Raw genomic sequence first — 14,174 nt, 5'->3', positions numbered from 1 at the left:
CCCGCACACCGGCCGGCCGGGGGCCCGGGGCGAGGACAGTCAACTGACTGTCGTCGGGACCAGCGGCGTACGGACAGGGTGAGCCGTGCACATATGCCGGCGCTTCACACGCGCACCTGCTTCCTTCACCTGCTTCCCTCACCCACTTCCCTGGATGGACAAGCAATGAGACGACTTCTGACCGTCCTCGCGGCCGGTGTGCCGCTGGCCGCGGCGGTATGCCTGCCGAGCGCCTCGGCGGAGACCCGCGACGACTCCACCGCCACGGCGTTCACCTGCTCGGCACCTTCGGTGAAGGCCCCGGCCGGAACCGCGGTGGAGTCCGTGACGGCGACCGCCCAGGCCGGCGGCACCATCATCGGTACCGGTGTCCTCCAGGGGTCGGTCTCCGACGTCCCGGCTTTCTGCGAGGTGACCGTCACGCTCACGCACCCGGGCGCCGACGACCACGCCAAGGTTCGGACCTGGCTGCCCGCCGACGGCTGGAACGGTCGCTTCCAGGGGCTCGGGGGCGCCGCCTACCTGGCCGGCGACAACGACGTGGGCCTGGGCACCGCGGTCAAGAACGGCTACGCCGCCGTCACCACCGACGCTGGTGTGGGCGACGCCGTCGACACCAGCTGGGCGCTGAACAGCGAGGGCCAGGTCGACACCGCGCTGCTGAAGAACTTCGCCTCCCGCTCCCAGCACGAGGCGGCGGTCGTGGGCAAGGAGGTCGTCGACGGGGTGTACGGAAAGGGTCCCGCGTACTCCTACTTCAACGGCTGCTCCACCGGCGGACGCCAGGGCTACATGGAGGCTCAGCGCTACCCCGACGACTACGACGGCATCCTCGCCGACGCACCCGCCGTGAACTGGGACGAGTTCGAGGTCGCCACGCTGTGGCCCCAGGTGGTCATGAACAACGAGAAGACCCACCCGTCCCGGTGCGACTTCGACCCGCGCCGGCTGATCGGCACCAAGGTCGTGTGCGAGGGCAAGGAGCTCACCGTCACGGCGGCCGACGCGGCCGTGGTGCGCAAGATCTGGGACGGCCCGCGCACCGCCTCGGGCAAGAAGCTCTGGTACGGCGTCCCGGTCGGCGCCGACCTCAGCGCGCTGGCCGGAGCCGACCCGTTCCCGGTGCCGGCCGCCTGGGTCAGGCTCTGGGTGGCGAAGGACCCCTCCCTGGACCTCTCGACGATCACCTACAGCCGGTTCGCGCAGCTGTTCAAGCAGTCCCAGGCCGAGTACGACAAGGTCATCGGCACGGACGACCCGGACCTGTCGGGCTTCCGCGACTCCGGCGGCAAGCTGCTGACCTGGCACGGCGACGCCGACCAGTACATCCCCACCCAGGGCACCGTGCAGTACCGCGACAAGGTCGAACGGGAGCTCGGCGGCGCCAGGAAGGTCGATGACTTCTACCGCCTCTTCCTCGCCCCGGGCACGGTTCACTGCGGCCTCAACAAGGGTGACGGCACGACCGACGACCTCGGCGCCCTGACCGCCTGGGTCGAGCACGGCAAGGCGCCCAAGACGCTGCCCGCCGTCCTGATCGACGTCTCCGGCCGGAACGTCACCCGCGACCTGTGCAGGTACCCGCAGGTGTCCCGCTACACCGGCCACGGCGACCCGGCGCTCGCCTCCAGCTTCCGCTGCGTCTCCCCGACCCGGCACTGACCGGGCCGACGGCGCCTCCCTGACCCGAGAAAGGCCGAACCATCATGAGCACGCAGACATCGCCGCCGGCGAACCAGGCGGCGGCCACCGGCGAACGAGACTCCCTGCTGCGGCTGTACCTGAGCCGCGGAGTCCTGGCCGTGGCCTGGGCCCTGGCGTTCGCCGGAGCCCACGAGGACCTCGACGCCGTCGCGATCACGCTGCTGGTCGTCTACCCGCTGATCGATGCGGTGTCTTCACTGATCGACCACCGGGCCACCCCGAACGGCGCCGAGCGCCGGGTCACCGCGTTCAACGGCGTGCTCAGCACGCTGGCCGCCCTCGCGATCGGCATCGCCGGAGCCCGTGACGAGGCAGCGGTGCTCCATGTGTTCGGAGCCTGGGCGATCGTCTCCGGTGCCGCCCAGGTGATCGTCGGACTGCGGCGGCGCGGCCCCGAGCTGGGCAAGCAGTGGCCGACCCTGATCTCGGGCGGCCTGTCCTTCCTCGTCGGCATCACCTACAACGTCCAGGCCACGGGCGACCACCCCTCGCTCGGCGTCCTGTCGGTGTACGCCACGGGCGGCGGGGTGGGGTTCGTCCTCCAGGCCCTGCTGCTGGGCTGGAAGTCCCGCCAGCTGCGTGCACGGGCTGTGTGACCTGCTCGCGCACCGCCTTTCGACCCGCGGCCTTTCGGACCGTGGGTCGAAACATTGCCGGACCACGGCACCCCTCGCAGGCCGGTGATCGCGTCATGGCTTTCGCGCATCGGCCGGTGGTGAGCCGGCGTGGGCGCCGGCGCCGCACCCGTCCTGTGCGCCGTCGGCACGTGTGTGAGGGAGGGCAGGTTCTTTCCCGGCCAATGATTTGTCTCTCCCGCGATGGGAGCGGGTGTCGGAGTGTGGAGACACGCTCGACGTGAGCGGCTTCGACCTCTCAGAAGGAGTTGTTCTCATGGCCAGGACCTCTGTCGCTTTCGACAGCGCCGGTATCGAGATCGCGGCACACCTCTACGTACCCGACAGCGAGGTTCCGGCTCCCCGGCCGGCGCTGGTGGTCGGCCATCCCGGCACCGGGGTGAAGGAGCAGACCTCCGGCACCTACGCCCGGCTGATGGCCGAGCGCGGGTTCGTCACCCTCGCCTTCGACGCCGCCTACCAGGGCGAGTCCGGCGGTCTGCCGCGTGGCCTTGAGGACCCCGCCCAGCGGGTGGAGGACTTCAAGGCGGCCGTGTCCTGCCTGACCACGCGCGACGAGGCCGACCCCGAGCGGATCGGTCTGCTCGGCATCTGCGCCTCCGGCAGCTGCTCGCTGGCCGCCACCGGCGGTGACCACCGGGTCAGGGCCGTGGCGACCGTGTCCACCGCCGACCCCTCCCGCCAGTTCCGGCTCGGCGCGGACGGCGCCCAGGACCCGGCCGTCTTCCAGAGCCTGTTGGACGCCGCGGCCCAGGCCCGCACCAGCGCCGCTCGCGGTGAGGACCCCGGCGTCATGACCGTGTTCCCCGAGACCGCCGAACAGGCCGAGGCGCTCGGTGGACAGCACGGGCGGGAGGGCTTCGAGTACTACTGCACCACGCGCGGCGAGCACGAACGCTCCGCGAAGTACCTGGCCTGGGAGAGCATCGACAAGCTCGCCGGGTACGACGCCTTCTTCGCCGTCCCCCTCATCGCCCCCCGCCCCGTCCTCCAGGTCATCGGGGAGCACGCCGTCACGGCCTGGATGGCCGTCGAGGCCCACCAGCGGGCCACCGGCCCCAAGGAGCTCCACCGGATCAAGGGCGCCGGCCAACTTACGACAGGCATCGCCCCGCAGGGGCGCGGTGCTCGCACTTCGCTGCTACGGACGGGAGTTGGCCCGGCCCCGGCGGCCGCCGACGTCCGCTTCGAGAAGGTGACCTTCGCCCACGGGAGCGCCACAGGGTCGCCGGCATGGACCGGCTCGTCGTCCTCGACCGCGGCGAGATCGTCGAACAGGGCACGCACCAGGCGCTGCTCGCCTCGGGCGGCGCCTACGCCAAGCTGTGGCACCACCAATCGGGCGGCTTCCCCGACTCCTCGGCCGCCTGAGCCGTACGCCTTCCCTGGGACCGTCAGGCCGCGCCGAACGCCGAGAACGCCCACCCCGTGGCCTGGTGCGTCGCATCGCCCGGCAGCGCGGCCCGCGCGTCGCGCAGGGCCTCGGCCAGGGACAGGCCGGAGCCGAGCCCCTTGTGCAGGGCGAGCATCAACGGCACCACCGCCTCGTCGTTGACGGGCGCGCTGCACGCCACCACCCCGGCCGTGCCCAGCGGCAGCAGCGCGGTGACCAGGCCGAGGAGCTCGTCGGCGCCGACGGAGGCGAACCGGGCGGTGTCGCAGCAGGACAGGATGATCCGGTACGGGCTGCGGTCCAGGCGCTCGAAGTCGTGCACGATCAGCGGGCCGTCGGCCATCGTCAGCGACGAGAACAGCGGGCTGTCGGCGCGGAAGGTGCCGTGCGCGGCGATGTGCGCGAGCCCGGCGCCGTCCAGCTCCCGCAGCACCCGCGACACATGGGCGGCGTCGCCCTCCAGCACGGTCGGCGACCCGTACCGGCCGGCCAGCTCCGGCACCTCCGCGCCGCCGGTCGCCAGACCGGGGCCGCGCACCAGCACCTGCCGGGAGTCGGGCGGCGGCTCCGTCTCCCGGGCGCGCAGCCAGCTGCTCGCCGACGGCGACACGCTCAGCACCCGCTCCCGCAGCGCCGGCAGCAGCGCCCACGGCACCCGGTGCAGCGAGCCCGGCGGCACCACCACGACGGCTCCCGTGCCCAGGTGCCGGGCGGCCGGACCGAGCAGCAGCTCCTGAAGGCGCCGCCCGGCCGCCTCCACCAGTGGCAGCCGGGCCGCCGCCCCGGGATGGGCCAGCCGCCGCAGCCCCGCCTGCACATGCTCCGCCTCGACCACCGCGTCCGCGAGCCGGCCGGCCTCGAAGCGCCGTACCCGCCCCTGTCCGCACAGCAGCACATGCACCCGGCCGTCCAGCACGGCCAGTTCGACCAGCCGCGCGTCCCCGAGCCGCGCCAGCAGCCGGCCCGGCTCGAACCGGTCGCCGCCACCCGGCGCGGCACCGCGCAGATGCAGGGTGCGGGAGCGGATCTCCCGTTCCAGGCGCCGCTGTTCCCGCTCCAGCGCCGGGACCGGATGGCCGTCCTGGCGGGCCTCCTGCGCCCGGGCGGCGATCTCCCGGAACGCGGTCAGGCCACTGAGCAGCGCCGGATCGGCGGGCGGCCGGGTCGGCGGCGCGGACAGCACCGTGGCCCGCCAGCGCTCGCTCCACACCAGCAGCCGCCGGGGCTCACCCGAGGCGAGGGCCGACTCCTGGGCCAGCGCGGCCAGTTCACCGCCCTGCGCGGTGGCCCGCGCCCGCAACTCGGAGGCACCGAGCGTCATCCGGTGGTCGTCCAGCACGTCCAGGCCGCGCCGGCAGGCCTCCAGCACACCCCGGCCCGAGCCGGCCGCCCGCGCCCGCAGCGCCTGCGCGGCCCAACCGGTCATCCGCGCCAGCGGCGGCCCGCCGTGCCGGCTGCGCGCGGCGACGGCCAGATGGTGCTCCGCCTGGGCGGGCCGGCCCAGGGCCAGCGCGATCCGGCCCGCCAGCAACGACGCCTCCGGCGCGGCCGGGGAGCCGAAGGCGGCCAGCCGCTCGGCCACCGCCGCGGCGTCCGCGACCAGCCGGCCGGAGCGGCGCCCGACGGCCACCCGCGCCTCGATCAGCACCAGCCGGGCATGCGTCTCCCACCAGGCGCGCCGCTGACCGGCGAACAACCGCACGGCCTTCGTCGCCCGCGCGATCGCCGTGTGCGGGTCGTCCGCCAGCCGTGCCGCGCGCGCCGCCGCCAGCAGCAACTCGGCCTTGCGGGTCGACTGGCCGCCCAGCCGGTCGAGTTCGGCGATCGCCGTGTCCGCCTCGGCCAGTGCCTCCGGCGCCAGCCCCGCCGCCATCAGCACCTCGCAGCGCCGGATGTTCAGCATGAAGGTGGGCGTGCCGAGCTTGGCGTAGCGCTCCTCGGCCTCGTCCAGCAGCCGCAGCGCCGCCGGGATGTCGCCCCGCCGGAACGCGGCAAGGCCCCGGCTCTCCACGGCGTCGGCCTTGTCGTGCTCCTGCCCGGTGGTGTCCCACAGTGCCTCCGCCGCGGTGAAGTCGGCGTCCGCCCGCTCCACCGCACCCAGCGCCAGGTGCACGGTGGCCCGCAGCGTCAGCGCCCGCGCCGTCCAGATCACGTCGTCGGCCTGCCGCAGCACGGGCACGGCCCGCCGTACGTCCTCCAGCGCCCGACGGTGCCGGCCCAGCACCCACCACACGTACGCCCGCCGGTACAGCACCCGCGCCCGGGTGTGCCCCGTCCCGCGCGCCACGCCCTCCTCGAACGCCGCGAGCCCGTCCCGGGTGCGGCCCGCGTGCACCAGCGCGACCCCGAGCGTGGCCAGCACGTCGGCCTCCCGCTCGGCCGAGCCCGCCCGCGCCGCCAGGTCCCGGGCGCGCCGCAGATGCCGCAGGGCCGGGCGCATGTCGCCGAAGTCCCGCTGCCAGATACCGATCACCTGGTGCGCCACCGAGGCGTGCAGCGGCGGCGGACCGGCATCAAGCAGCGCCCGCGCCCGGGCCAGCGCCTCGGCCGGGTCGGCGAACACCATCGGCAGCAGTTCCGGCACCGACTCGCTTCCCGCTGTCACCCACCGGATGGTAGTGGCACCGAAGTGACGCCGGAACCGCGTCCTGGGTGTTCGACGCTGTATCAACCGAGGGCCCGGAGGCTCTGACTGTACGACCATCGCCCCAAGGGGAGGACACCCACGCCATGGCACCACAGCGATTCCACGAGCAGTTCGACCAGATCCAGCGCTCGATGCCCGACGTCCCCCTGGCGATGGGCCCGGACGACTCGGCCGAGTTCTTCTACGAGAAGGGGGTCGTCCTCGCCCGCGACGGCGAGGATGCCCGGCTGGTCGAGGACACCGTCCGCACGCACTTCACCGCGGCGCCCGACCTCAGCGCGGACCATGTGCGCCGGGCGAGCCCCGGGACCAACCGCACCGGCATCACCCGGATCCAGGTCGGCGACCCCTCGGCCGGCGACCGCGGCGGCGATCTCGCCGTCGCGCACGCCCTGCGCGCGCTGCGCGAGCCCGAGGGCCGGGCCGGCCGCCGCCTGGTCAGCCGAAACCACGTGGTGTCCATCGCGGTCAACGCCTGCCCGGGCGACGAGCCCGTGCCCGCCCCGTTCAGCCAGGGCACCAACCCCGTTCCCGCCGAGGACGTTCACGACCCGGACACCGCCGTCGGCGTCCTGGTCATCGACACCGGCCTCACCCACGACTACCGTGCGGACCCGCTGCTCGCCCACGTCACGGGCGACGGCCAGGTCCGGGAGACGGACGGCGACGGCGTCCTCCAGCAGTACGTCGGCCACGGCACGTTCATCGCCGGACTCGTCGCCGCGGTCGCGCCCAACACCGACATCACCGTCCGCAACACCCTCAACGACGCCGGCGCCATCCTGGAGTCCGACTTCGGGCACAAGCTGTTCGAGGCGGTGGACCAGCACGGCTGGCCGGACATCATCAGCCTCTCCGCCGGCAGCTCCAACGGCCGCGTCGACGGCCTGCTCGGCGTCGACGCCTTCATGCGGGAACTGCGCGCCCGCGGCACCCTGCTCGTCGCCGCCGCCGGCAACAACTCCAGCGCCACCCCGTTCTGGCCCGCCGCCTACGCCGGCCTGTCCGACGACTGGGCGGACTGCGTCCTGTCCGTCGGCGCGCTGCGCGGCGACGGAGAGTTCGGCGCCTGCTTCAGCAACCACGGCGCCTGGGTGCGGGCGTACGCCCCCGGCGAGCGGCTCACCAGCGCGCTCACCGGCTTCACGACCCCCGTGCCGTACGTCTACCAGCACTCCACGTACGACGCCTGCCGGTTCGGCTTCCAGTACGCCTGCACCTGCCAGTACCCACGCCACACCGGCCTGCTGAGCGAGACGCGGGAGAGCACCGGGGGCAAGGCGGACCAGGTGATGTTCGAGGGGTACGCGCACTGGAGCGGCACCTCCTTCGCCACCCCCGTGGCCGCCGGCCTGGTCGCCGCCCACATGACCGCGCACAAGGAGCGCGACCCGCGTGCCGCCTGCCGGCAGCTGCTGTCCGCCAACACCGAGTACGCGGAAGTGCGCGGGGCGCACGTCCCGGCGCTGCGCCCGCCCACCTGGCGCCCGGTGCCCGTCCGGCCCGCTCTGCCGGCATGAGTACCGGAACAATCCCCTCCGCGGCGTACGATGACATGCCGTACACGAGGGGTGAGTTGGTGGATCGTGCAGATGTCGGCGCGCTCGTCCAGTCCGCCGTCGACGGGGACGCGTCGGCCTGGAAGGCGCTGGTGGAGGGGCTCAGCCCGCTGGTGTGGTCGGTGGTGCGCGCGCACCGGCTCTCCGACGCCGACGGGCACGAGGTGTACCAGACCGTCTGGTTCCGCTTCGCCCAGCACCTGGGGCGGATCAGGGAACCGGACAAGGCGGGCTCCTGGCTGGCGAGCACCGCGCGCCACGAGTGCCTGAAGACGCTGCGGAGCCTGAGCCGGCTGACGGTGACCGACGATCCGCAACTGCTGGACCGGGTCAGCGAGGACGGCTCGCCGGAGCAGTCGCTGCTCGACTCCGAGGAGGCCGCCGCGCAGAGCGAGCGGATCCGCCGGCTGTGGCAGGAGTTCGAGCGACTCGGCGACCGCTGCCGCCAGTTGCTGCGGGTGCTGATGGCCTCGCCGCCCCCCAGCTACCAGGAGGTGTCCGCCGCGCTGGGCGTCGCCGTGGGCAGCATCGGACCACTGCGCCAGCGCTGTCTGCGGCGCCTGCGCGCACGACTCGACGCACGGGGGACCTCGTGAACGACGACGACCACACCCTCATGAGGGACGGCGACGACGGCGCCGGCGGGTTCGAGGAGGCGGTGCTGGAGCAGGAACTGCGGCAGGCCGCCGCCGTCCTGGACCCGGTGCCGGAAGCCCTGCGCCAACTGGCCGTCGAGGCCTACGCGCTGCACGACCTGGACGCCCGCATCGCCGAGCTGACCTTCGACTCGCTGCTCCACGCGCTGCCGGTCAGGGGCGTCACGGACGTGCCGCGGATGCTGACCTTCCAGGCCGGCGAGCTGACCGTGGACGTGGAGGTCTCCGGGGACGGCCTGATGGGACAGGTGATGCCGCCGCAGCCCGCGCGGATCGAGGTACTGAGCGGTCCAGGGGCGGGAGCCCGGCTCACGGCCGACGACCTGGGCCGCTTCACCGCCGACGCCCCGCCCACCGGCCCGTTCGCGCTGCGGCTGCGCACGGGCGGGCACGTGGTGGTCACGGAGTGGCTGCGGGCCTGAGCACCGGCGCGCCCGGGGACCTCACCAGGTGACCGGGAGGGTCTGCGGACCGCGGATCATCGTCCGGCGGCGCCAGGCGACCCGGCCCGGCGCAACCGCGAGCCGCAGGCCCGGCAGCCGGTCCAGCAGCGTGTCCACCAGCAGCTCGGTCTGCAGCCTGGCGAGGACGGCGCCCGTGCAGTAGTGCGGGCCGTTGCCGAACGCCAGATGCGGGTTGGGGTCGCGGTCGGGGTCGATCACGTCCGGGTCCGGGAAGACGTCCGGGTCCCGGTTGGCGGCCAGGTAGGAGACGTAGACGGGCTCGCCGGCGGCGATGCGCACCCCGTGCACCTCGACGTCCTCCAGCACGATCCGGGCCAGGCCGACGGTGCTGCGGTGCGGGATGTACCGCAGCAGCTCGTCCAGGACCGGGCCGCGCGCCTCGGGCCGCTGCCGCATCCGCGCCATCAGCTCCGGCCGCGTCAGCAGCAGGAACAGCATCTGGCCGCAGTTGTGGGTGACGGCCTCCCCGCCGATCTGCAGCGGACCCGCCAGGCCCACCGCCTCCTCCTCGGAGATCTCGCCCCGGCCGACCGCCGCACCGAGCAGCGACAGCACGTCCTGCGCCGTGCTGTCCCGGCGGGCGCGGACCGTGGCGGCGATCCACCCGTACATGCCCTCCTTGGCCCGGTCGGCGGCCTCGGCCCCGCCGGACGTGGAGAGGATCTGCCGGGTCCAGGTGTGCACCTGCCCCCGTTCCGCGACCGGCACCCCCATCACCTCCGCGACCACCGCGATCGGGAACGGCTCCAGCACCCGCTCGACCAGGTCCGCCGGCGGCCCGTCCCGCAGCATCACCTCCACCAGCTCGTCCAGCAGCTCCTGCGCCCGGGGCCGCAGCCGCTTCATCGCGCCGACCGTGAAGGCACCGGCGACCGGCTTGCGCAGCCGGTTGTGGTCGGGCTGGTCGGCCCAGGCCAGCGAGCCGGGGCGCGGCTTGAAGTGCGGAGCCAGCCGGGTGACCTGGCGCCGGGTGACCTCCGTGCGGCTGAACCGCGGATCGTTCGTGACCAGCTTGACGTCGTCGTAGCGGGTGGCCAGCCACGCCCAGCCCTCGCCGTGGGGCAGCCGGACACGGGTGATCGGACCCTCGCGCATCAGCTCGGCGAGCACCGGATCGAACCGTGTGCCCTCCAGGTCGAGCGCGGGCCAGTCCCGTACCGGAGGCGGTGCCGGCCGCTCGGCAGGGGGCGGCGCCGGCCGCTCCACGGGCGACGGCGTCACCGCGGCGGGCGAGGGCGTGGTGATCTCCTGCGTCATACGCCAACCCTCGCCGCGCCCCGGCCGGTTGTCGCGCCGGAGTGCTCCAGCCGGAGGTCAGCCGCCCAGGCCGTCGACGAGGGCGGCCAGCGCCTCGGCGAGCCGGCCGAGACCGGGGCCCGCGGGGCCGCCCGGCTCGCTCATGTACGTGTCCCGGCGGATCTCGACCATCAGGGCGGCGACCCGTGCGTCACGGCCGTAGAACTCCAGCGGCACATAGGTGCCGCCGAACGGGCTGTTCAGGCCCGTCTCGCCGAGGTCCCCGAAGACCTTGCGGGCCTGCCGCACCAGCTCGTCCGGCGTGTGGAAGGCGTCGGTGCCCAGGCACAGGGGCGGCCGCGGGCCCTCGCCGTGCAGCTCGTAGGGCAGGGCGGTGGCCGGGTAGGAGTGGACGTCGACGATCACGGCCCGTCCGGTGGCGGCCAGCCGGTCCGCGACGGCCTCGGTCATGGCCCGGGCGTAGGGGCGGAACCAGCGGGCGAGCAGCGGTTCCGGGTCGGTGTCCGCGGACCGCAGCACCTCGCGGTGCGTGGTGTGCGTGTACACCGCGCCCATGCCGACGGCCGTCATCTCCTCCCGCTCGTCCGGGAACCGCTCCGGGTCGACGACCAGCCGGGAGAGCCGGTTGACGAACCGCCACGGCGTGCGGGCCGAGAGCCGGGCCGCCTCCTCGGCGATCCGGTCGGTGTGGGCGTCGGTGATGTGGTCCAGCTCGCGCTCCAGCGCCGTGTCGCCGAGCACGATGCCGGCGCGGACGGCCGGCGGTATGGCCCGCGCCGCGTGCGGCACATGCAGGATGACCGGTGAGTCGGCGGCGCCGGGCAGCACCTCGAAGGACGGCTGCGCGGCAGCGGCGAAGGACATGGGGCGGCTCCGGGACGGGGGTGGGCTGAGGGGGCGAGCTGTGGAGGTGCGCCCGGGTCGGGCGCGCGGGAACGGTACCGCCGGGCGGCGCGGGGTGCGCCTGGCGGTCCGGGCAGTGGGCGGTGGGCGCGGGCGGCCGGCGGGCGACAGAGCTGATCAGGCCGGGGCCCTGGTGCGGACGGCTGGGGCGGTTCGGGGACGGGGGTGGATGGGGCGGTTGCGCCCACGTCGGGCGGGGCGGGTCCTGCCCGGCGGCGCGGTGTGCACCTGGCCGTGCGAGCGGTGGGTGGTGGGTCCGGGTGGCCGGCGGGCGACACGGCTGTTCTCGGGCCGGGGCCCTGGTGTGGACGGTTGGGGTGGCTCTGGGACGAGGGCGGGTGGGGTGGGTGCGCCCACGTCGGCGGGGAGTGTTCCGCCCGGCGGCGCGGGGCATACCTGGCCGTCCAAGCGGTGGGTGGTGCGCCCGGCCGACCGCCGGACGACAGAGCTGGTCAGGCCGGAGGCCCCGGTGCGGACGCCCCGGGGCGGCTCTGGGACGAGGGGAGGGTGCGCCCACGTCGGGTGGGGAGGGTTCCGCCCGGCGGCGTGGTGTGCGTCTGGCCGTCCGGAGGGCGCGCCCACGTCGGTGGGCGGGGACGGTGCCGCCCCGGCCGGGAGGTGCTCGGCCGGGGCGGTCAAAGGGCCCGCGGGGCGGGAGGCGGGCGTCAGCTCAGGGACGCCAGGGCCTCGTTCCAGGTGGCCGACGGGCGCATGACGGCGGCGGCCTTGGCCGGGTCGGGCTGGTAGTAGCCGCCGATGTCGGCCGGCTTGCCCTGGACGGCGATCAGCTCCTCGACGATCTTCTGCTCGTTGGCGGCGAGCGTCTCGGCGAGCGGCGCGAAGGCCTTGGCCAGGTCGGCGTCCTCGGTCTGCCGGGCCAGCTCCTGCGCCCAGTACAGGGACAGGTAGAAGTGGCTGCCGCGGTTGTCGATGCCGCCGACGCGACGGGTCGGGGACTTGTCCTCGTTGAGGAAGGTCGCCGTGGCACGGTCGAGGGCGTCGGCGAGGACCTTGGCGCGGGTGTTGCCGGTGGCTCCGGCGTACTGCTCGAGGGACGGCACCAGGGCGAAGAACTCGCCGAGGGAGTCCCAGCGCAGGTAGTTCTCCTTGACCAGCTGCTGGACGTGCTTGGGCGCGGAGCCGCCGGCGCCGGTCTCGAACAGGCCGCCGCCCGCCATCAGCGGGACGACCGACAGCATCTTGGCGCTGGTGCCCAGCTCCAGGATCGGGAAGAGGTCGGTCAGGTAGTCGCGCAGCACGTTGCCGGTGACCGAGATGGTGTCCTCGCCTCGGCGGATGCGCTCCACGGACAGCTTGGTCGCCTCGACCGGGTTCAGGATCCGGATGTCCAGGCCCTCGGTGTCGTGCTCCGGCAGGTACTGCTCGACCTTGGCGATCAGGTTGGCGTCGTGGGCGCGGCTCTCGTCGAGCCAGAAGACGGCCGGGTCGCCGGTGGCGCGGGCGCGGGTGACGGCCAGCTTCACCCAGTCCTTGATCGGGGCGTCCTTGGTCTGGCAGGCGCGGAAGATGTCACCGGCGGAGACCGTCTGCTCCAGGACGGCGTTGCCGGCCCGGTCGACCAGGCGGACGGTGCCCGTGACCGGGATCTCGAACGTCTTGTCGTGGCTGCCGTACTCCTCGGCCTTCTGCGCCATCAGGCCGACGTTCGGCACGGAGCCCATGGTCGAGGGGTCGTAGGCGCCGTGGGCGCGGCAGTCCTCGATGACGGCCTGGTAGACGCCCGCGTAGCTGGAGTCGGGCAGGACCGCGAGGGTGTCCTGCTCCTGGCCGTCCGGGCCCCACATGTGGCCGGAGGTGCGGATCATGGCCGGCATGGAGGCGTCGACGATCACGTCGGAGGGGACGTGCAGGTTGGTGATGCCCTTGTCGGAGTCGACCATCGCGAGGGCCGGGCCCTCGGCGAGCTCGGCGTCGAAGGAGGCCTTGATCTCGTCGCCGTTCGGCAGGTTCTCCAGGCCCTTGAAGATGCCGCCCAGGCCGTCGTTCGGGGTCAGGCCGGCCGAGGCGAACGTCTCGGCGTACTTCGCGAACGTCTTCGGGAAGAAGGCGCGCACCACGTGACCGAAGATGATCGGGTCGGAGACCTTCATCATCGTGGCCTTCAGGTGCACGGAGAACAGCACGCCCTCCTGCTTGGCCCGGGCGACCTGCGCGGTGAGGAACTCGCGCAGCGCGGCGACGCGCATCACGGAGGCGTCGACGACCTCACCGGCCTTGACCGGGACCGACTCGCGCAGCACCGTGGTGGAGCCGTCGTCGCCGATCAGCTCGATGCGCAGGGCGCCGTCCTCGGCGATGACGGCGGACTTCTCGGTGGAGCGGAAGTCGTCCGCACCCATGGTCGCCACATTGGTCCTGGACTCGGCGGTCCAGGCGCCCATGCGGTGCGGGTGGGTCTTGGCATAGTTCTTCACGGAGGCGGGGGCGCGGCGGTCGGAGTTGCCCTCGCGCAGGACCGGGTTCACCGCGGAGCCCTTGACCTTGTCGTAGCGGGCGCGGATCTCGCGCTCCTCTTCGGTCTTGGGGTCGTCCGAGTAGTCGGGCAGCGCGTAGCCCTGACCCTGCAGCTCGGCGATGGCGGCCCTCAGCTGCGGGATGGAGGCCGAGATGTTCGGCAGCTTGATGATGTTGGCCTCGGGCGTCCTGGCCAGCTCGCCCAGCTCGGACAGCGCGTCGGGGATCCGCTGGTCCTCGTTCAGGTACTCCGGGAACACCGCGATGATGCGCCCGGCCAGCGAGATGTCACGGGTCTCCACAGCCACACCGGCCTGCCCGGCGTAGGCCTGGACCACCGGCAGGAAGGAATACGTCGCCAGGGCCGGGGCCTCGTCAGTGTGTGTGTAGATGATGGTCGAGTCAGTCACCGGGTGCTCCGCTCCACGTCTGCAACATTGCTCGACATCAAGATATCTCGTGCTCGCCCCCGGCTCGACAG

The 14,174-nt window shown here is 73.6% G+C and carries 9 protein-coding genes and 1 pseudogene; 6 read left to right on the top strand and 4 right to left on the bottom strand.

Translation table 11 applies throughout. The features are described from left to right. Positions 1-165: 165 nt before the first annotated feature. The 3 genes and pseudogenes from R2S09_RS27570 to R2S09_RS27560 all read left to right on the top strand — a co-directional run. Positions 166-1,662, top strand: coding sequence for a tannase/feruloyl esterase family alpha/beta hydrolase (locus R2S09_RS27570; protein WP_316743918.1), 1,497 nt, complete (start codon positions 166-168; stop codon positions 1,660-1,662). A 44-nt stretch (positions 1,663-1,706) separates the two neighbouring features. Continuing rightward, a complete protein-coding gene (locus R2S09_RS27565) occupies positions 1,707-2,300 on the top strand; it encodes a DUF308 domain-containing protein (protein WP_316743917.1) in 594 nt (197 codons plus the stop codon). A gap of 295 nt (positions 2,301-2,595) precedes the next feature. After that, positions 2,596-3,435 (top strand): annotated as a pseudogene (locus tag R2S09_RS27560) (alpha/beta hydrolase); the annotation flags it as partial. Between the two features lie 298 nt (positions 3,436-3,733). Here the strand turns inward: R2S09_RS27560 and R2S09_RS27555 are convergent. Then, positions 3,734-6,298, bottom strand: a complete 2,565-nt coding sequence (locus R2S09_RS27555; RefSeq protein ID WP_316743969.1) for a CHAT domain-containing protein — start codon at positions 6,296-6,298, stop codon at positions 3,734-3,736. Positions 6,299-6,462: 164 nt separating this feature from the next. Between R2S09_RS27555 and R2S09_RS27550 the strand changes: the two genes are divergently transcribed. The 3 genes from R2S09_RS27550 to R2S09_RS27540 are packed head-to-tail and all read left to right on the top strand — an operon-like array spanning position 6,463 to position 9,016. Beyond that, positions 6,463-7,899, top strand: a complete 1,437-nt coding sequence (locus R2S09_RS27550; RefSeq protein WP_316743915.1) for a S8/S53 family peptidase — start codon at positions 6,463-6,465, stop codon at positions 7,897-7,899. After that, positions 7,896-8,534, top strand: coding sequence for an RNA polymerase sigma factor (locus tag R2S09_RS27545; protein ID WP_078916997.1), 639 nt, complete (start codon positions 7,896-7,898; stop codon positions 8,532-8,534). The genes R2S09_RS27550 and R2S09_RS27545 overlap by 4 nt, the downstream gene beginning before the upstream one ends. A 20-nt stretch (positions 8,535-8,554) precedes the next feature. After that, complete coding sequence (locus tag R2S09_RS27540; RefSeq protein WP_306189051.1) at positions 8,555-9,016, top strand: hypothetical protein; 462 nt, start codon at positions 8,555-8,557, stop codon at positions 9,014-9,016. A gap of 21 nt (positions 9,017-9,037) precedes the next feature. On the opposite strand, the gene R2S09_RS27535 is transcribed toward R2S09_RS27540, so the two are convergent. The 3 genes from R2S09_RS27535 to R2S09_RS27525 form a co-directional block, all read right to left on the bottom strand. Beyond that, the gene (locus R2S09_RS27535; protein ID WP_316743912.1) at positions 9,038-10,315 is read right to left on the bottom strand and encodes a cytochrome P450; all 1,278 of its coding nucleotides are present in this window, start codon (positions 10,313-10,315) and stop codon (positions 9,038-9,040) included. 57 nt (positions 10,316-10,372) lie between these two features. Beyond that, positions 10,373-11,179, bottom strand: a complete 807-nt coding sequence (locus R2S09_RS27530) for an N-formylglutamate amidohydrolase (protein WP_316743910.1) — start codon at positions 11,177-11,179, stop codon at positions 10,373-10,375. A 704-nt stretch (positions 11,180-11,883) separates the two neighbouring features. Continuing rightward, positions 11,884-14,103, bottom strand: a complete 2,220-nt coding sequence (locus R2S09_RS27525) for an NADP-dependent isocitrate dehydrogenase (RefSeq protein WP_316743908.1) — start codon at positions 14,101-14,103, stop codon at positions 11,884-11,886. Between the last annotated feature and the right edge of the window lie 71 nt (positions 14,104-14,174).

This window comes from Streptomyces sp. MK7 (assembly GCF_032658145.1).
GTDB classification, from domain to species: Bacteria; Actinomycetota; Actinomycetes; order Streptomycetales; family Streptomycetaceae; genus Streptomyces; species Streptomyces spiralis.
Note: the sequence above shows the minus strand (reverse complement) of the source record. Positions and strands in the feature narration are given on the sequence as shown.

Bases quoted from the DNA above. Each gene is read 5' to 3' on its own strand.
- R2S09_RS27535 (WP_316743912.1), bottom strand. From the start codon at position 10,315: ATGACGCAGGAGATCACCACGCCCTCGCCCGCCGCGGTGACGCCGTCG.
- R2S09_RS27565 (WP_316743917.1), top strand. From the start codon at position 1,707: ATGAGCACGCAGACATCGCCGCCGGCGAACCAGGCGGCGGCCACCGGC.
- R2S09_RS27550 (WP_316743915.1), top strand. From the start codon at position 6,463: ATGGCACCACAGCGATTCCACGAGCAGTTCGACCAGATCCAGCGCTCG.
- R2S09_RS27540 (WP_306189051.1), top strand. From the start codon at position 8,555: ATGAGGGACGGCGACGACGGCGCCGGCGGGTTCGAGGAGGCGGTGCTG.
- R2S09_RS27530 (WP_316743910.1), bottom strand. From the start codon at position 11,179: ATGTCCTTCGCCGCTGCCGCGCAGCCGTCCTTCGAGGTGCTGCCCGGC.
- R2S09_RS27545 (WP_078916997.1), top strand. From the start codon at position 7,896: ATGAGTACCGGAACAATCCCCTCCGCGGCGTACGATGACATGCCGTAC.
- R2S09_RS27570 (WP_316743918.1), top strand. From the start codon at position 166: ATGAGACGACTTCTGACCGTCCTCGCGGCCGGTGTGCCGCTGGCCGCG.
- R2S09_RS27555 (WP_316743969.1), bottom strand. From the start codon at position 6,298: ATGGTGTTCGCCGACCCGGCCGAGGCGCTGGCCCGGGCGCGGGCGCTG.